The sequence below is a fragment of the Streptomyces platensis genome (assembly GCF_008704855.1).
GTDB lineage: Bacteria > Actinomycetota > Actinomycetes > Streptomycetales > Streptomycetaceae > Streptomyces > Streptomyces platensis.
The window spans coordinates 594,684-612,239 of sequence record NZ_CP023691.1; the positions used below are offsets into that span (position 1 = coordinate 594,684).

General features: G+C 70.2%; 12 protein-coding genes and 3 pseudogenes. 6 read left to right on the top strand and 9 right to left on the bottom strand.

Features of this window, described 5'->3' with window-relative positions:
• Positions 1–46: 46 nt before the first annotated feature.
• Positions 47–238 carry a hypothetical protein gene (locus tag CP981_RS02565; RefSeq protein ID WP_030931808.1) on the bottom strand — a complete coding sequence of 64 codons (192 nt, stop codon included), beginning with the start codon at positions 236–238 and terminating at the stop codon, positions 47–49.
• A 173-nt stretch (positions 239–411) separates the two neighbouring features.
• On the opposite strand from CP981_RS02565, the gene CP981_RS02570 reads away from it, so the two are divergent.
• Complete coding sequence (locus CP981_RS02570) at positions 412–1,545, top strand: glutathione-independent formaldehyde dehydrogenase (RefSeq protein ID WP_085928533.1); 1,134 nt, start codon at positions 412–414, stop codon at positions 1,543–1,545.
• Positions 1,546–1,668: 123 nt separating this feature from the next.
• On the opposite strand, the pseudogene CP981_RS02575 reads toward CP981_RS02570, so the two are convergent.
• From CP981_RS02575 to CP981_RS02610, 7 genes and pseudogenes are all read right to left on the bottom strand, one after another.
• Positions 1,669–2,388 (bottom strand): annotated as a pseudogene (locus tag CP981_RS02575) (UdgX family uracil-DNA binding protein); the annotation flags it as partial.
• A 461-nt stretch (positions 2,389–2,849) separates the two neighbouring features.
• A pseudogene (locus CP981_RS38415) lies at positions 2,850–3,110 on the bottom strand (FAD-dependent oxidoreductase); the annotation flags it as partial.
• Positions 3,098–3,427, bottom strand: a complete 330-nt coding sequence (locus CP981_RS02590; RefSeq protein WP_244329511.1) for a DUF6479 family protein — start codon at positions 3,425–3,427, stop codon at positions 3,098–3,100. The gene CP981_RS02590 and the pseudogene CP981_RS38415, both read right to left, overlap by 13 nt.
• 183 nt (positions 3,428–3,610) lie before the next feature.
• Positions 3,611–4,468 (bottom strand): calcium-binding protein, encoded by an 858-nt coding sequence (locus CP981_RS02595; RefSeq protein WP_085928531.1) that lies wholly within the window; start codon positions 4,466–4,468, stop codon positions 3,611–3,613.
• Between the two features lie 296 nt (positions 4,469–4,764).
• Positions 4,765–5,594, bottom strand: a pseudogene (locus CP981_RS02600) (IS5 family transposase).
• 208 nt (positions 5,595–5,802) lie between these two features.
• Positions 5,803–7,842, bottom strand: a complete 2,040-nt coding sequence (locus CP981_RS02605; RefSeq protein ID WP_085925821.1) for a M36 family metallopeptidase — start codon at positions 7,840–7,842, stop codon at positions 5,803–5,805.
• 20 nt (positions 7,843–7,862) lie between these two features.
• A complete protein-coding gene (locus CP981_RS02610; RefSeq protein WP_085925822.1) occupies positions 7,863–9,788 on the bottom strand; it encodes a M20/M25/M40 family metallo-hydrolase in 1,926 nt (641 codons plus the stop codon).
• 362 nt (positions 9,789–10,150) lie between these two features.
• On the opposite strand from CP981_RS02610, the gene CP981_RS37540 reads away from it, so the two are divergent.
• Positions 10,151–10,321, top strand: coding sequence for a hypothetical protein (locus CP981_RS37540; RefSeq protein ID WP_167536044.1), 171 nt, complete (start codon positions 10,151–10,153; stop codon positions 10,319–10,321).
• 151 nt (positions 10,322–10,472) lie between these two features.
• Here CP981_RS37540 and CP981_RS02615 read toward each other — a convergent pair whose 3' ends face one another.
• On the bottom strand, positions 10,473–10,853 hold the full coding sequence (locus CP981_RS02615) for a hypothetical protein (protein ID WP_244329512.1): 381 nt from the start codon (positions 10,851–10,853) through the stop codon (positions 10,473–10,475).
• 322 nt (positions 10,854–11,175) lie between these two features.
• Here CP981_RS02615 and CP981_RS02620 point away from each other — a divergent pair, with 322 nt between their 5' ends.
• The 4 genes from CP981_RS02620 (at position 11,176) to CP981_RS02635 (ending at position 17,548) form a co-directional block, all read left to right on the top strand.
• Positions 11,176–11,931, top strand: coding sequence for a dienelactone hydrolase family protein (locus CP981_RS02620; RefSeq protein WP_085925824.1), 756 nt, complete (start codon positions 11,176–11,178; stop codon positions 11,929–11,931).
• A gap of 175 nt (positions 11,932–12,106) precedes the next feature.
• The gene (locus CP981_RS02625) at positions 12,107–13,537 is read left to right on the top strand and encodes an FAD-binding oxidoreductase (RefSeq protein WP_244329514.1); all 1,431 of its coding nucleotides are present in this window, start codon (positions 12,107–12,109) and stop codon (positions 13,535–13,537) included.
• The gene (locus CP981_RS02630; RefSeq protein WP_085925826.1) at positions 13,534–14,499 is read left to right on the top strand and encodes a cyclase family protein; all 966 of its coding nucleotides are present in this window, start codon (positions 13,534–13,536) and stop codon (positions 14,497–14,499) included. The genes CP981_RS02625 and CP981_RS02630 overlap by 4 nt, the downstream gene beginning before the upstream one ends.
• Before the next feature lie 166 nt (positions 14,500–14,665).
• Positions 14,666–17,548: a SpoIIE family protein phosphatase gene (locus CP981_RS02635; RefSeq protein ID WP_244329515.1), complete on the top strand. Its 2,883-nt coding sequence runs from the start codon at positions 14,666–14,668 to the stop codon at positions 17,546–17,548.
• Positions 17,549–17,556: the final 8 nt, after the last annotated feature.

Consider the following 17,556-nt stretch of genomic DNA (forward strand, 5'->3'; position numbering starts at 1 on the left):
CGCTGCACGCGGCCTTGCACGGCGGAGTCGCAGGTGGGGCGGCGGGTCAGCGGTCGGCGATGTCCTCACGGAGGCCGTCGGAGAACTCCCACCACGACAGGGGGAGCCAGTCGCCGTTCACAAAGGCATCGACAGTCGCACCACGACCACGGACCGTAACCGTGGTACCGGGCGGATAGGTGGTGCCGGACAGTCCGGGCACCGGGACGAGCAAGGTCCCGAGTCGCTGTGCTGCCACGTGTCGCCCTCCTCATTCGCTGCTCGGTGCGACATTGCGATGCCAGAAAGTGGATATTCCCTCTCACATTAGCGGCTTGCCCCGCCCAGCAGACCGGAGAATCATGAGTGATAGCTCACGCCAAAGGGGTGGGGAATCCATGCGCACTCTTCGCTGAGCGGGAGGTGGCAGCAATGAAAGCCGTCGTCTACAAAGGACCGTTTTCAGTGGCGGTCGAGAATGTCGACAAGCCCGGCATCCAGCATCCCAACGAGGCGATCGTACGGGTCACCTCCACCGCGATCTGCGGCTCGGACCTGCATATGTACGAGGGGCGTACGGCAGCCGAGCCGGGCATCGTCTTCGGGCACGAGAACATGGGAATCATCGAGGAACTCGGCCAGGGCGTCACCTCCCTCAAGGAGGGCGACCGGGTGGTCATGCCCTTCAATGTCGCCTGCGGATTCTGCGACAATTGCGTCGAGGGATTCACCGGATTCTGCCAGACCGTCAATCCCGGATTTGCGGGCGGCGCTTACGGCTATGTCGCCATGGGCCCCTGGGCGGGCGGCCAGGCCGAATATCTGCGCGTGCCCTACGCCGACTTCAACTGCCTGAAGCTGCCCCCGGGAAACGAGCACGAGACCGATTTCATCCTGCTCGCCGACATCTTCCCCACCGGCTACCACGGCTGTGAACTCGCCCAGGTACGCCCCGGGGAGAAGGTCGCGGTGTACGGCGGCGGACCGGTCGGGCTGATGGCCGCCTACTCGGCGCTGCTGCGCGGCGCGAGCAAGGTCTTCGTCGTGGACCGGGTACCCGAGCGGCTGGCAAAGGCCCAGGAGATCGGCGCGGTGCCGATCAACTTCGCCGAGGGCGACCCGGTGCAGCAGATCAAGGATCAGACCGAGGGCGTCGGCACGGACAAGGGCGTGGACGCCGTCGGCTACCAGGCGATGGCGCACGGCGCGGCACGTGAGGAGCCGGCGACCGTACTGAACTCGCTCGTCGACACGGTCCGCGCCACCGGTGCCCTGGGCGTACCCGGTCTGTACGTGCCGGCGGATCCGGGCGGCCCGGATGAGCAGGCGAAGCGGGGCATGCTGCTGGTCTCGATCGGCAAGCTCTTCGAGAAGGGCCTGCGGGTGGGTACGGGGCAGTGCAATGTGAAGCGCTACAACCGGTTCCTGCGCGACATGATCATCGAGGGCCGGGCGAAGCCGAGCTTCGTCGTCTCCCACGACCTGCCCCTGGACCAGGCCCCCTCGGCGTACGACAAGTTCGACAAGCGCATCGAGGGGTACACCAAGGTCGTCCTGCATCCATAGACCTCGCGAGAGAACGGCGGTCGCCGCGCCGCCGGTACCGGACCGAGACGGCCACCGTGGCGAGGGAAGCGGGCCTACCTGGACCCGGTAGCGGAGTGCGCCCTCGCCGACGGCCGGCAGGCGTCAGCGCAACGCTTCGGCCGCCACCCCCAGGTCCGAGACGAGCCCGGCGTACGCGGTCTCGCGTTCCGTGGACCGCAGGATCGCCGCGGGATGCAGCGTGGCCACGACCAGCCCCTTGCCGCCGTCGGCCGAGCCGGGGGACCTGGGCCGGTCCCCCGCCGGCAGCGGGATGAGGGTGCCGCGGTCCTTCGTCACCCGAAACGACCGCCCGAGCAGCGCCTTTCCCGCCGTCGCCCCGAGCGCGACCACGACATCGGGGTCGACGAGGTGCAGTTCGGCGGTCAGCCAGGGACGGCAGGCGGTGAGTTCCCGGAGCGACGGCGGCTTATGGATCCGGCGCTTGCCCCGCTCGGCCAGGGTGAATTTGAAATGCTTCACCGCATTGGTGAAATACGCCTGCCGTTCGTCGAGACCGGCTTCTCCCATGGCCTTTCGCAGGAGATGCCCGGCCGGCCCGACGAACGGCTCCCCCGCCCGGTCCTCCTGATCGCCGGGTTGCTCGCCGACGAGCACGATGCGCGCTGAGGCACTGCCCGAGCCGAAGACGGTGCCGGAAGCCTCCAGGAACAGCGGGCACCCCTGGCAGTCCGCCGCGGCACGCCGATGCGCGGGGAGACCACCCCGGCGGGGCAGATAAGGGGTGGCGTCGTAATCCTGGCCGGCCTTTTCGGCGTCGCGTTCCGTCTTCGCTGTCATCGCCCTGCTTCTCTCACCGGCCGCGCAGGCGGCCCGCCGATGTAGAACCCCATCCGTCTCCCTGACACGGTGCTACGTCTCGTCCTCCCTGCGAATCACCTTCCTGAGATCCTCCGCCGCCTCGCCCCTGACCTTCCCGGGACTCCAGAGCGATGCGCAAAATGGACGGCCAGGAACAGCGCGATCAGCGCGAGGCAGACCGCGAAGAAAGCGGGAGAGCTGGTGAAATGCGAGGATTTCGCGGCCAGTTCGACGAACCGCCCCCGTTGGCTTCCGCCCCTCTCCGCGGGGTGACGAAGGGTCATGGCACCTGGATACTCAGGAGTCGGCAGCGGCGTACCACGCCATGCCGAAGGCGCCACGGTTTTTCACTTGAACAGCGACTTTCCACGTGAGCAGAGACGGGTTTTGCCGCGCGGTGAGGGCGTCGAGTCATCGTCCGAGCAGCTGTCCGCCCGGTCGAGGCGTAAGTGGCCTATTGGCTGGTCGGTCATCATCTTGCGCATGGCCTGGGCTGGGTTGTTTTCGGAGTCGATGCCATGGGCCTCGGCACCGTCAACAGTGGCGGGCTCGGCGCTGCGGGCGAACATGGCCCGCTCGTACTCGGTGATCGCGGTCTCGATGTCGTCGGGGTGCGCGGCGAGGGCCTTGCCGAGTTCGGCGCCGTCGAGCATGGCCAGGTTGGCGCCTTCGCCGTTCGGGGCCGCGAGGTGGGCGGCGTCGCCGAGCAGGGTCACCACCGGCACCCCTGGTCGCGGCGCCGCGAGTCGATGCCGTTGCCCTTCAGCTCGTGGGGCTTGCGTCGGTGGTCCGTCCGGGGAAGTTCCTCGGGCTCGCGGCGCTCCACGGAATCGCCGACCGGTGCGCCGTCCGGCAACCGGGGCTGTGACTCAGGGTGCGGTGGACCCGGTTCGCGGGACCTCATGCGCCGTCCCCATGCGAAGGCCGCGATCAGCAGGGCGACGACGAGGACGCCCACGAGCGTGAACAGGACGCCGCTCGTCACGTGTGGAGCGGCCAGATGTACGTACGGATGCGTGGCTTCCGTCAGCAGGTTCTCCATGCGGGGCGGGTACCCGGCATGGGGCGAGACACGCACCGGGGGCAGGCGGAGCGGACCTCGGTGCCCCGGGTCCGCCTGCGATGCCGACCGCGATGCCGACCGCCCGGAACGGACCGTTTGCTCATCCGTTCCGGGCGGTCGGTGCGTGCCGTGTCGAGAGGTGTAACTCCCCCCTCGCGCGCCTTACTTCACGTCGAGGAAGTCACCCGTGGAGGTCACCGACGAGGTCGTCGAGGTACCGGCGAAGGCGTAGCGCCAGGTGCCGTCGGCGGTCGCCTTCACGGTGGTCTTCAGGTTGCCGTGGCCGTCCGACGTGACGGTCTTGACCGTGCTGTAGCTGCTGGCGCCCGTCTTGCGGAACTGGAGCTGTACGGACTGCTGGGTGTAGCCCGCGTAGGTGTCGGTGTCCCAGTTGGCGCGGGTCAGGGCGCCGGTGACCGTGACGGTCTTGCCCTTTGCCACGGGCTCGGGCGAGGCGTTGGTGGTCAGCCGGGAGGCGCGCTTGACCCAGGAGGACTTGTAGGTGTCCTTGGTGACGTAGTCGCCGTCCTTGCCCACCGCGGACGCGAACACATGCCACCGGCCGGCGAGTATGTTGCCGTAGACGGTGGACTTCGGGTCGGCGACGAGGGTGACCGAGCAAGTGGCGGTCGTGGCATTGACCGTCTTGCAGGTGCCGTGGTCGACGGCCGGGGTCATGGCGCCGTCGACACCGTCCTTCAGGTCGGTGCCGTGCCACAGGAACGCGTAGCCGTCGTAGATGCCGGCCGGGTCGGTGGCGGTCACCGAGACGGTGTACGTCTTCTTCAGGCTGGTGCCGACGACGATGTCCTTGCCGCCGTTGACGGTGACGTTCGTGATCTTGGTGTCGCCCTGTGCGTCGTCCGCCATGGCCTTGGCGGGAGACGTCGCGGTGAACGGTGAGAGCTGCGCCTTGGCGGCGCGGGCGCCCGGGGCGTCCAAGGCCTGGGCGGCCGGGACGGTGAGGGCGGAGAGGGCCAGGGCGCCGGACAGTGCGGCAACAGTGGCTCGAGTGCGCATGAATTCCTCGAAAGGGAAGGGGCCCCTCGGCGTAGGACGCTGTCGGCGGGACCCAAATCGGTCTGGAGTCCGGTGACTCCGCAGACCAGACCTCGGACAGATGTGAATGGTTGTACATCTGCGTGGAGTTTTCGTGAACACCTCTCGGGGGGGGCGGGCGGCCAGGCGTGCGGGGGCAGCGGCGGAGTCCGCTGCCCCCTGGCCGGAACTCGCGCACCGCGTCTCCGCTCACTCCCCGCCGAAGGCACCGCACACGAGATGCGCACCGAGATGGCGCTAGGGGGTGTCTTCAAATATCACGCCCACATCAGGAGCGAGGCGAGGGTGACGGCGGCTTGGTAGGACTCGGTGGTCTTGTCGTAGCGGGTGGCGATGCCGCGCCACTGCTTGAGGCGGTTGAAGCAGCGTTCGACCACGTTGCGCTGTTTGTAGAGCTGCTTGTCGAAGGTTGGCGGGCGTCCGCCGTGGCTGCCGCGCCGGAGGCGGTTGCGGATCTGGTCGGCTCGTTCGGGGATGGTGTGGCCGATGCCTCGTCGCCGCAGCCAGGTCCGGATGGCCTTGGAGCTGTAGCCCTTGTCGCCCAGCACGTGGGCGGGCCGGACCCGTGGCCGTCCGGGGCCGGTTCGGGGCACCCGAATCGCGTCCATCACGGCGGTGAATTGGGTGCAGTCGTTGGTGTTCCCGCCCGTGACGAGGAAGGCGAGCGGACGGCCGGTGGCATCGCAGGCGAGGTGAATCTTGCTGGTCAGACCGCCCCGGGAGCGTCCGAGTCCGGGGCTTTGGAGCCCCCTTTTCGGGCCCCGGCGGCGTGCTGGTGGGCACGGACGACGGTGGAGTCGACCGACACGAGCCAGTCGATGTCCCCCGCCTCGTCCGCCCTCGCCTGGGCGGCCTGCAGCATCCGCTCGAAGGTGCCGTCCAGGGCCCAGCGACGGAAGCGGGTGTGCAGCGTGGCCCACGGGCCGTACCGCTCAGGCACATCCCGCCAGGCCGTGCCGGTCCGGAACTTCCACACGATCCCGTTGAGCACAGTGCGGTCATCCAACCGCTTCCGCCCCCGCAACGATTCAGGCAGCAGAGGCCGGACGAACTCCCACTCGGCATCCGACAGTTCATGGCGACGTATCACCCCACCATGATCTACCACCCGAGATCATTTGAAGACACCCCCTAGGGCGTGTCTTTTGGATCAGCCCGGATCAGGCCGCGGCGTCTGGTGCGGTGCATCGCAAGGCGGAGCCTCTGCCGCGTACTGGGCGTACTCGGGTGAGGCGACAACGCCGCGAGGTGCCGTGCCAGACGTCGCGGCCCCGGGGTGATCCGAAAGACACGCCCTAGTCCTCATGCCCCGCAGGCGGCATCGCCGTGCCGCCCCGGCAGCCGGTGAAGGTGGCGTTCGGGCAGAAGGCGTCGAAGCCCATCTCGAACCGGGCGAAGGCTTGCCAGGCCGCCTTCCGGACCGAGGTGTATTCGGCGCTGGTCAGCAGGCTGCCCTTCATTGCCTTGAAGGCTCGCAGGATGGCGTCGCGTGCGACGAGGAAGGAGGGGTTCTTCGGTGTGAGCTTCATACCGTCGACGACCGCCTGCCACGTCACCTGGTAGCCCCGCTCCTTGTTGTTGAGCGCGGTGGTGACCTTGCGGGTCAGTTCCATGAGTGCCGCGCACCAGATCTCACCGACGTCATGGACTTCCTGGTAGGTCAGATCACCGTTGCCGGCGCCCGCGACTTCGCCCGGCCCCTTGCCGATGTCTCCGAAGGCGCCGGGGTAGTCCGAGTCGTAGGGCCGTTGCCGGATGCCCTTCGACTGGTTGACGACCCAGTTGCCCACTACGGAGCGCTCCTGGGGGTTGGAGAAGTTCCTGGTGGTCAGGGCGAAGTAGTCGCCCCAGCCCTCGCCCATCGCGACCGACTGCTCCTCCTCCAGTCCGTTCGCGTCGAACAGGCCCCCGACAAGGCGGTTCGACACCCCGTGGCAGAACTCGTGGAGAACGACATCGTAGTCGTCGGCCGTGTGGCGGCCGGTGCCGGTGACCAGGCCCATGTTCATCACGGCTTCCAGGCCGTCGGCCCGGGTGGCCATGTTGGCCGTCCCCTGCACCGCCCCGGGGTGCGCGAGGGCCCGGACCGGGTCCGCTCCCTGTCCCAGGCCCGTGATGTTCGTGGTCTGGAAGTTGCCCTGGTCCTCCGTGAAGCCGAGCATCATGAAGAGGTCGTGGGCGTGATTGCAGAAGTAGAAGATGTTGGTCACGAATTGCTCGGGACTGTCTTCTTCGGGGTCGAAGAGGCCGTTGCCCGCCTCATCGACGATGATCTCGACGGGGCGGCGGGTCGTCCCGTTGAGCGCGCGGACGTTGTTGCCCTCGGTCGAGACCTTCCCGTGGTGCGTCTCCGCCCAGGGCAGTGGGAAGCCGGCGGGCAGTCCGCTGGGGACCGCGGTCGGGTAGTCGTCCGTCGGCAGCGGGAAGGGGACGGTGTCAAAGGTGCTTTCGGCCGGGTTGCGCCGGAAGACCCGTCCGGCGACCGCGTGCCGGACCGTGTCGTAGAAGTAGAGGATCTCGGGCTCGTCCGGGTTCTGCGTCCGGTCGTCGGCCTCGACAAAGGCGTGGTACTGAGCGGCCAGTTTCTCCCGTGAGAAGGTGAACATCCAGGTGAGGCGGGCATCGTCGCCCATGTACAGGTAGACGAGCCGGGCCGGGATGGCTTCCTCGAACGGTCCCTTGCCGAACGTCATCGGCTGGTCGTTCCGCGCCTGGTGCGACAGCCGCTCGAAGCCGGCCGATATGTCGAGCCGCGGGAGTTCGTCGTCGCCGAAGACTCCGCGGAGCGTGGTCGGCTCGGCGGCCTTCGCGGCCGCCACCCGGAGTGCCACTTCGGCCGGGACGGTCGGCTTGGACGGCAGGTTCGCCGGTGCGCTCACCGTGTCGCCGATGACCCGGTCGACCGTGCCGTCCTCGTGCAGCCACACCTTCGGTGCCATGGCCCACACCTCGATGCCGTTGAGCACCTGCTGGAGGCTCACGACGCGCAGGCCTTCGCTGGTCGTCACCACATTGGGGTCGGCCTCGAACTCCGCCGGCTCACCGGCCGCGAAGCCGATCGCCTCGGCGACCGAGGCGACGTACTGCTTGGCCTGGGCGATATAGCCGGTGTCGGGTATCGGCACCGACTCCTCCAGGCCGGTGATGGCGGGAGCACCGGCCACCCGTAGCTCCGTCAGATGGCCGGTGAAGCGGTTCACCTTGCTGCGGTCCGCCGCGAGGGTGTGGTCGACCTCTGCGGCCACGCGTTCGGTGTGGTCGAGGAAGGCGTCGGCTTCGGCGACATTGGCCAAGCGGTCGTAGGTCTTGTTCCGCTTGTCGATCATTACGCTCATGGCGTGCTCCTTGTACGGGTTCAGAGGCCCGCGAGCGTGAGTGCCGCCGCCGCGACCGTGCGGGCGATCCCGGCGGCGTAGTCCGTGTCGTGGTCCTCGTCGAGGAGGGTGTCGCCCGGCATGTGGTACTGCCGGGTGCCGGTCGCGGGCGCCGTGTCGTCGAAGAAGTTCTCGCAGACGGCGGCGGCTGCCCAACCGCGTTCATGGAAGCTCGCGTGATCGCTCCGTCCGACGGCGGGGTCGCCGGCCCCCGCGAGGGACTGGAGCGAGAAGTCGGCTGCGAGCGCCGGGGCGGCCTGGGCGACGAGTCCGCCGAGCGCGTCGGAGGCGCCCACAACCGGGCCGGGGACCGACGAGCCGGTGTGGATCTCCATCGTGCGGGTACCGCCCCGGAAGCCCGCGATCATGTCCATCTGGAACACGCCGACGATCCGGTCCCCGGCCGCGGCCGCGGCCCGCGCATAGGCCTTGCTGCCGACCATGCCCTGCTCCTCGGCGTTGAAGAGGACGAAGCGCAGCGTCCGCGCCGGGGCTCTGCCGTCGGCGATCATCGCGGTCAGGCACTCGGCCGCGGCCAGGACCGCGGCCGTACCGCTCCCGTCGTCGTCGGCGCCGGGAGCCGGGTCGTGGACGGAGTCGTAGGGGCGCGGCCGGCCGCTGCTGTCGAAGAACTCGCCCCTGGACGCGGTCGAATCGAGATGTGCGGTGACGAGTACGGCGGAGTCCGCTCCCGCGACGGGGAACTCCGCCTCGACGTTGGAGAGCCGGCGCCCGTGCCAGGAGAACTCATGCCGTCGGACCGTGAGGCCGAGGTCATGGAGCCGGCGGGCGAGTGCGCTGACGACGAGGGGGTTGTCCGGACTCGACGCGTCGCGGCTGCGTACCGTCAGCGGTTCGCCCTCGACGAGCGGGTCGACGCCGGAGATACGGGCGACGTGACCGCGCAGGGCCGCGGGGGTGATGGCCGCGCGGACCGCGGCAACGGTCTCCGGAGAGGGCACCCCGTTCGCGAACTCCTCGGCGAATCCCCGGACTTGCGCCTCCCTCGGCCGGGAGAGAAGGGCCGGGTCGGGAAGCAGCCGCTCGGTGTGGCCGGGTTTCGCCTCCGCGGGGTGCAGGTCTTCGACGGGCGTGCCGGCCGCGGCGGCGATATAGACGCCCCCCGGGGCGGGGCCGAGCGGGACGATGGACGGTTCCGGCTCGTCGAGGGCGCTCGCGAGGAAGCCGAACGCCGCAGCGGCGCGCACGGTGGCTTCCGCCGTTTCCTTGGCGGTGGCCGAGACGTCCGTGAACGCCTCCGGGAGGGAGACCGGGCGGTCGTCACGCATCAGAAAGGCCGTGGTCTCCGCCACCTGACCCCGGAGATCGGCCGGGAAGCCGCCCTGCTCCAGCGCGTGCACCCCGCGCGCGCTCGCCATGACGAGGACGAGGTGGGGTGACGCCACATGGACCGGCACGACTTCGGCGGCATTCGCGAGCGCCTCCAGGTCGGTCAGACTCCGGCCGGCCGGTACCTCGATTCTCGCCCAGAACACCGGGCGGCCCTCGACGACGGCGAGTGCGAAAACCGGGTGGGCGGCGGCCCGCATCCCGGCTTCGCGGGCGATTGTGCGCTCCTCGGGAGCTTCGCCCACGAAGACGCAGTCGGCGGCCGGGACGCCCGCGCTCGCCACCGCGTCGTCGAAGATCCCGCGAGCGGTCTTCGCGCCCCAGTGCAGCAGACTCTCGTCCGTAAAGCGTCCCGCGAAGGCCGCCTGCAAGGCCGCTGCCGCGCGGGCACGTGCGGCCTCCCCGGGCCCCGGATTCGAAATAATGCCTTTGCGGAGGCCCGCCACGGCATCGAGGACTTCGAAAACGCGGGGCCTCGGGTGGAGAGTCAGGGAGCCGTCGGCCCCGATGCTCGCATCCGCGAGCGTTTCACCGATATCGAAGAACAGCACGGGCATCTCGGCGCCTCCGGAAGAGAGCGCGCCCCCGTAACGGGGCTCCGCGGTGCCCCGAAGCAAGGCCCCGTATGCGTGGGGGCGTGCAAGGCGGGTGGCGGCTGCGGCTGCGTGCGCGCCGCTGCGAAATCCCCACCTCTTCGATTGTCTGCGGGGTGCTGCCTCCGCGCATCCCGAGCCGGAAGCCGGCGGCCCCGGCGTCCATGACGGCGCTCTCGTCTGTCCCATGACACCTGGTCAGGCGCAGCTCCCGGAGCCCTCTCGACGGCCGGGCCGACCTTCACGATCTGCCGACATGCACTCCCCGTGCCCGCATGCAAGTCTGGTACCGGCTCATCGTTCGAGATCCGCCAGGAGGCACGATCGTGGGCAAGAAACAGAGCCGGCAGAATCGCGGCGCCCGCACCGGCGGCCATGAACGCAGCACCGTCGCCGAGGCGAAGGACAAGGCGAAGTCAACGGCCCCGCAGGAGCCGGAGCAGTCGATGTCGAAGCATGTGGCCCATAAGGCGCAGCGGAAATTCGGCCACAACTGACGTTCGGCGACCGGCCGCAGCCGGGGAGCGAGCGGTCCCATGCGCAAGCAGCTGCTGACCTTCAAGAAGCCGGCCGAACAGGGCGGCGGCGCGTAGGACCGTTGCCCACGTGCGGCTATCGGCCCGGCACCGCCGGTGGCCCAGCGGGCGGTTAATCGTCCCCCTCGTACGCCGCCAGCGCGATCTGGCGCCGCTCCAGCACCTCGCCGAGGTCCTCGGGCTCCAGCTGTTCCTTCGCCAGCTTCATCCGGGCCTCGGCCTCGACGGAGGCCCATGCCTGCCGGGCGCGTTTGTTGGCCACCCGCCGGTTGTCACCCCGGAGGAAGCCCGCCCCCGCCGCACACCCCGCGGCGGTCAGCGCCACCAACGCCGCGGGAATGCGGGCGTCCACCGAGGCCAGACCCGCCGCTCCGGATACGCCGGCGAGGAGCGCCGCCGGGAACCCCAGCGCGATATCGACCTTGGCCCAGAAATCGGCTCTGCGGTGCGCGAGATCCTTCTGTCGCAGTGCTTCGGCACATAACCGCTCCACCTCGGCGCGCAGCCGACCGGAGGGCTCGTTCCCGTTGGGTGGCGCAGGTGGTCCGGCAGAGGGAGTGGCCATGTCTGGATTCCAACACAGGGCAAACGCAAGGGACTTGTGCGTGCATGCACAGTCTTGCGGGGTGTCCGTGGTGGGCTCTCGACAGATCGGCCGGGGCGGGGGCGGGGCCGCCTCTCTGATCGGCGCCCCGGGTTCCGGTGCGACCGGGCCCCGTGTGACTACGGTGGGGAATTCCGCCGATGTGTCACCGGCGGACGGGTGGCCGCCCTGGCGCGTCACCGCCGCCCGGAGCCCGAGGAAAGGTGCGGACATGACGAGCGTGCACGATGCCCTGCTGGACATCGCCACCCCGGACGGCGTCGCCGACGCCTATCTCGCTCACCCCGACGACGGCACACCGCATCCCGGTGTGCTGCTGTACATGGACGCGTACGGACTGCGCCTCGCGCTGAAGGCGATGGCCAGGCGGCTGGCCGGGCACGGCTACACGGTGCTGGTGCCCAACGTCATGTACCGCGCCGGACGGGCACCCGTGGTCGCCCTGCCGGACTTCATCGGCCCCGCCGAGCGGTCGGAAATCTTCGAGCGGCTCGCCCCGGTCATGCGGGCGCTCACCCCCGACCGGGCGATGCGGGACGCCGGGGCCTATCTCGACTGGCTGGCCGCCTCGCCACTGGTCGCCGACGGCCCGGTGGGCACCACCGGCTACTGCATGGGCGGTGTGCTCGGGATCCGCACCGCCGCGGCCTACCCCGACCGCATCGGCGCCGCGGCCTCGTTCCACGCCGGCCGCCTGGTCACGGATGCCGAGGACAGCCCGCACCGGCTCGTCGGCCGCAGCACGGCTGAGCTGTACTTCGGCCACGCCGACCACGATCACTCGATGCCGGCCGACCAGATCGCGCGCCTGGAACAGGCCCTGGACGCCGACGGCGTGACCTACCGCAGCGAGCTGTACGAGGGCGCCCGCCACGGCTATACCCAGACCGACACCGCCGCGTACAACTCCGAGGCGGATCAACGCCATTGGCGCAATCTGCTGGAGCTCTTCGGCCGCCGTCTCTGACGCGATCCTCCCGTTCGCCGAGATGGTCAACGCTTCAACCGGCCCTGGCCGACGGCTCCTCCGAGGCGTCCGGCCGCCAACTGGAGGGGGCCATTGCACCGTGTTAGCGTGAAGGTATCCGTACCAAACGGACACTTGCCCGCTTTCCTGGCCTCTCCAGAGGGAGATGGTGACCATGGCGCGGGATCCTCTGTTCCCTGCTTCCGGGACCGGCACCGGCGCCTGTGGAGGCGCGGGGAGTTCCCCACGGGCCGGCGGACGGACGGCCACCGTCAGCAACAACGTGGACTGGGACGGCCTTCACCGGCGGATGGAGGGAGTGCTGCTGCGGCCGGGCGATGCCGGGTTCGAGAAGGCCAGGAAGCTTTTCAACCCGCTCAATGACGACCGGGTGCCCGCGGCGGTGGCGCAGTGCGCATCGGTGGCCGATGTCCGCGAGGGGGTGCTGGCGGCCGCGCACCGGGTACCGCTGGCGGCCCGCAGCGGGGGCCATTCGTACGTCGGTTACTCGGCGCCGCCCGGCGGTCTCACTCTTGACCTCCGGCGTCTGTCGACCATACAGGTCAGGTCGGACGGCACCGCCACCATCGGCGCCGGGGCCACCCTGGGGGACATTTACACCACGCTCGGGCAGGCCAACCGCTGTATGCCCGGCGGCTCCTGTTTCACCGTCGGCATCGCCGGGGTGGCCCTGGGTGGCGGAATCGGTGTGCTGCAACGCAAGTTCGGGCTCACCTGTGACCATCTGGTGTCCGCCGAGGTCGTCACCGCGGACGGCAGGACGCTGACCGCCTCGGCCACCCAGGAGCCGAATCTGTTCTGGGCCCTGCGCGGGGGCGGCGGAGGCAACTTCGGGGTCGTCACGCAGTTCACCTTCGCGACCGACCCCGCTCCGGCACTGACGGTGTTCGTGCTGGACTTCGGGGCGGGGAGCGTGAAGAAGGTGCTGGCCGGATGGCAGCCGTGGATCACGGCCGCGCCGCGCGAGATGTGGGCCAACCTCAAGGTGTCGGGCGGCACAGATCCGGGCTGCAAGGTGGCCGGCTGCTTCGTCGGGCCCAGCAGCGCCTGCAATCGCCTGCTGGACGACCTGATCGCGCGCGCCACGGTGCGGCCCGCCCAGCGAAGGGTCGAGGGCCACGACTACTTCAAGGCCATGCGCTTCTTCTCCGGCAGTCCCGACCGGCAGTCGTTCGTCGCCTCGTCACGGATCCTCGCCACGCACACCGCCAACCCGGGCGGCGTCGCCGCCCTGCTCAAGAACCGCCCGGGGGTGGCACTGATCCTCGACGCACTCGGTGGTGCGGTGGCCGATGTCGGCGTGCAGGAGACCGCCTTCCCGCATCGCAAGGCCTTCGCCACGGCGCAGATCTACGCGAGCGCGACGGCGGCCTCCGAAGCCGCGGTGACGCGCAGCGTCGGCCAGGTCGTGGCGGGTCTCGCTGACCTGGGCATCAAGGACGGTTACGTGAACTACATCGACCCGGCCCTCCCCGACTGGGGCACGGCCTACTACGGCCCGAACCTGGCCCGGCTGCGCTCGGTCGCGTACGACTACGACCCGGACAAGGTCTTCGACTTCCCGCAAGCGGTCACCCGGGCGTGAGCAGCGGCCCCGGCGACGCACCGACTCCCCCGCCCGCCAACGCCGGCGAGGGTGCGGTGTCCCGCCAGGAGTTCGATGCGCTGTTCGCGGCGGTCCGTACGTGGGGCCGCTGGGCCGCCGCCGACCGCGGGGCCTGGAACCGGGTGACGCCCGAGCATGTACGGCGGGCCGCCGCGCTGGTCCGGTCCGGCACGCTCGTCCCGATGGCGCGCCCCTGGGACACGGCACCCGGCCCCGACAACAGCAAGCCCGCCCTGCATTACATGTCCGACCTAGGGGATGTCGAGCCTCCCGAACCCGCCACACACAAGGACTTCATCGCCGTCGACTACCACGGCAAGGCCGTCAGCCATCTGGACGCACTGTCCCATGTCGCCTATCGCGGGCAGCTCTACGAGGGCCGTGCGGCGCAGGAGTGCATCGACGCCGGAGGGGCGCGGTTCGGTGCCGTGTCGGCGCTGGGGCCGCTGATGACCAGGGGCGTGCTCCTCGATCTGCCCACCGTGCTCGGGGTCCCCTGGCTGGAGCCCGGACGGGCGGTGCACGCGGCGGACATCGTCGCCGCGGAGCAGGCACTGGAGGTGACGATCGGCGAGGGCGACGCGGTGCTGCTCAGGTCCGGCGCGCTCCGCCGCCGTCAGGAACGGGGTGCCTGGAACACCGGCGCGGCGAGCGCGGGCCTGCATGTGGACGCGATGCCCCTGCTGGCCGAGCGCGGCATCGCGCTGCTCGGCGGGGACGGCGACAGTGATGTACGGCCCTCGCCGGTCGACGGTCTGCATTCCCCGGTGCATGCGCTCGCGGTCGCCGCGATGGGGGTGCCGCTCCTGGACAACCTCGACCTGGAGGCGCTCTCCGTCGCGTGCGCCGAGACGGGCCGTTACGAGTTCCTACTCCTGGTAGCTCCCCTGAACATCCCCGGCGGTACCGGCTCGCCCGTCAGCCCGGTCGCGGTCCTGTGACGACCGGCGGGTGCCGGGCGGCGTCCCGGGCGAGCGGCTGGAGTGCAGGTCACAGCCATGATCACCGCGCTGCCCGGGATCGGTACCGGCAGATACGCAAAGCTCTACAATGAGATCAAATGGGACAGCCGCTCCGGCGTACGGGTGGCCATCGTGGCATGCACCCATGTGGGAAGTGATTGGGATGGGGCTGGCGGGAGAGGACCACGGTCCCGCACGCGCCCGTGAGCAGTTCCTCCGTGGTGGGCCGGTCGAGGGAGCGGTTCGGAGTCCGATCCTGGATTCATGGCAGCGCTCCCGGTCACTGGGGCTCGCCCCGGACGGCTGCGAACTTCCCTTCAGCCAGGATCTCGATCTGGACGGCCGGCTCATCCGTGCCGCGGTGCCCGTGCTGGACCGGCTGGAGAGTCGGTTCGCGGGCCGGAACATGAATGTGTCGCTCGCCGACGGGCGCGGCGCGGTGTTGCAACGCCGCTTCGGCGAACCGTCCCTGGTGCGGCATCTGGCCGCGATCCAGAGCGTCCCGGGCTTCGTGTTCGCCGAGCGGTTCGGCGGGACGAACGGGATCGGGCTGGCGCTCGCGGAACGGCAGCTGGTCAATGTCTCCGGGGCCGAGCACTTCGCCGAACGCTCCCAGTCCAACGCCTGCGCGGCAATTCCCGTCCGGGATCTGCTCAGTGGGCGTATTGAAGGCGTGCTCTGCCTCGGCTACCCGGTCACCGACGCGGACGCCGCGCTGAACACCGTGCTCCGCAAGGCCGCCGGCGCCATCGAACGGCGGCTGCTGGAGCAGAGTTCGACGCGGGAGCGGGACTTGCTGGAGGCGTACCTCGAAGCCAGGCGCCGTGCCCCGAGCGGCGATACGAGCGGCAACGGGCAGCCGGGCGAGCTCGCCGAGAGCGGTCTGGACTGGCGGGACCAGATGATCCTCAAGGAGAAGGCCACCGAACTGATCACCTCGGCCCAGCGGGCCGCCGTCGAGGTGTCGCTGCCCGGCGGCCGTCGGGTCACCTTGCTGAGCCGCCCCGTGACGAGCGCCTCCGGGGTGGAGGGGCTCGCCATCGAAGCGGTCCTCCCCTCGACCCATCAGCGCCTTGCCGTACCCGCCGGCGCCGGAACACCCCCCGCCACCCCGGCGGAGCAGATCCTCACACCCGCCACCCCGCATCCCGAGCAGCTTCCCGACGTCGGATCCGCCCCGGCGGTGGCGATCTCTCGCAGGCCCGGCACGCACCGCACCCCCGAGGCCGCCGGTCACCCCGCATCCGACACCGCGGCCAGTGGGCTGGTGCTGCTGGGCGAGCCGGAGGTGGGCAAGTACGCCGTGGCGGCCCGGCGCCGGCTGGAGCTGCTGTCGGAGGCCAGCACCCGCATCGGCACCACCCTGGACGTGACCCGGACCGCCCGGGAGCTCGCGGAGATGGCCGTACCGCGGCTGGCCGACTTCGTCACCATCGACCTGCCCGAGGCGGTGCTGCGCGGCGAGGAGCCGACCGACCCGCGCTCCGGCCTCCACCGCACGGTCGTCCACGGCATTCGCGACGACTGCCCCTTCTACCCCGCCGGCGAGCCGGTCGCGCTTCGCCCGAGCACGCCCCAGCTCCGCTGTCTGGCGGCAGGTGAGCCGGTCCTGGAGCCCGATCTGCGGGCCGCCTCGGGGTGGATCGGGCAGGATCCCGGGCACGCCCAGCGGCTCCTGGACCACCGGGTCCACTCGCTCATCGCGGTCCCCCTCCTCGCTCGTGGCATCGCCCTGGGCGTGGCGAGCTTCTACCGTTCGACCGATCCGGCCCCGTTCGGCGACGACGACCGTTCGCTGGCCCAGGAGCTCGCCACCCGCGCGGCCATCTGCATTGACAACGCCCGCCGTTACACCCGCGAACACACCATGGTCCTGGCGTTGCAGCGCAGCCTGCTGCCGCACAGCTTCCCCGAGCAGAACGCCGTCGAGGTCGCCCACCGCTATATGCCTGCGGCGTCCGGGGTCGGCGGCGACTGGTTCGATGTCATTCCGCTCTCCGGCACCCGTATCGCCCTGATCGTCGGGGATGTCGTCGGTCATGGGATGCATGCCGCCGCCACCATGGGCCGGCTGCGGATCGCCGCGCGCAACTTCGCCGAACTGGACCTGAGCCCGGACGAGGTCCTCACCCACCTCGACAATCTCGTGGGCCGCCTCGACCGGGACGAGGACACCGCGGAGGCCTCCGCCGCCGGCCCCGGCATCATCGGCGCCACCTGCCTGTACGTCATCTACGACCCCACCTCCCAGCAGTGTGTGATGGCCCGGTCCGGCCATCCCCCGCCCGCGATCGTCCACCCCGACGGCACGGTGACCTTCCCCGATCTCCCCGCGGGCCCGCCACTGGGCCTGGGCGGGCTCCCGTTCGAGACCGCCACCTTCCACCTCCCCGAGGGCAGCCAGCTCGTCCTCTACACCGACGGGCTCCTCCAGGACCGCCACCGTGACTTCGATGCGGCGCTCGACCGGCTGCACCAAGCCGTGGCGCACCCGGACCGCTCGCCCGAGGACACCTGCGAGGCCGTACTCCGGACCGTGGTGCCTGCTCACCCCACCGACGACATCGCCCTGCTCGTCGCCCGCACCCACGCCCTGGACCCGCGGCGGATCGCCACCTGGGACGTGCCCGCCGACCCCGCGCGCGTCTCCGGCATCCGCACGGCCGTGACCCGCCGGCTGGCCGAATGGGGGCTGGACGAGGTCGTCTTCGCCACCGAACTCCTGCTCAGCGAGCTGGTCACCAACGCCATCCGCTACGGCACCGAGCCTATTCAGGTGCGCCTGATCCACGACCGCACGCTGATCTGCGAGGTCTCCGACGCCAGCAGCACCGCCCCGCATCTGCGCCGTGCGACCACCACCGACGAGGGCGGCCGCGGTCTGTTCCTCGTCGCGCAGCTCACCCAGGCCTGGGGCACCCGCTACACGGCCGCCGGCAAAATCATCTGGGCCGAGTGCGCCCTGGAGACTCCCGGCGGCAAGCCCGGCACCGTCGAGGCGTACTTCGACGACATTCCCGCCATCTGACGGCCCAT

Coding starts and splice junctions, on each gene's coding strand:
- CP981_RS02570 (WP_085928533.1), top strand. CDS start 412: ATGAAAGCCGTCGTCTACAAAGGACCGTTTTCAGTGGCGGTCGAGAAT.
- CP981_RS02635 (WP_244329515.1), top strand. CDS start 14,666: ATGTGGGAAGTGATTGGGATGGGGCTGGCGGGAGAGGACCACGGTCCC.
- CP981_RS02605 (WP_085925821.1), bottom strand. CDS start 7,842: ATGAGCGTAATGATCGACAAGCGGAACAAGACCTACGACCGCTTGGCC.
- CP981_RS02625 (WP_244329514.1), top strand. CDS start 12,107: ATGGCGCGGGATCCTCTGTTCCCTGCTTCCGGGACCGGCACCGGCGCC.
- CP981_RS02620 (WP_085925824.1), top strand. CDS start 11,176: ATGACGAGCGTGCACGATGCCCTGCTGGACATCGCCACCCCGGACGGC.
- CP981_RS02610 (WP_085925822.1), bottom strand. CDS start 9,788: ATGCCCGTGCTGTTCTTCGATATCGGTGAAACGCTCGCGGATGCGAGC.
- CP981_RS02595 (WP_085928531.1), bottom strand. CDS start 4,468: ATGCGCACTCGAGCCACTGTTGCCGCACTGTCCGGCGCCCTGGCCCTC.
- CP981_RS02590 (WP_244329511.1), bottom strand. CDS start 3,427: ATGGAGAACCTGCTGACGGAAGCCACGCATCCGTACGTACATCTGGCC.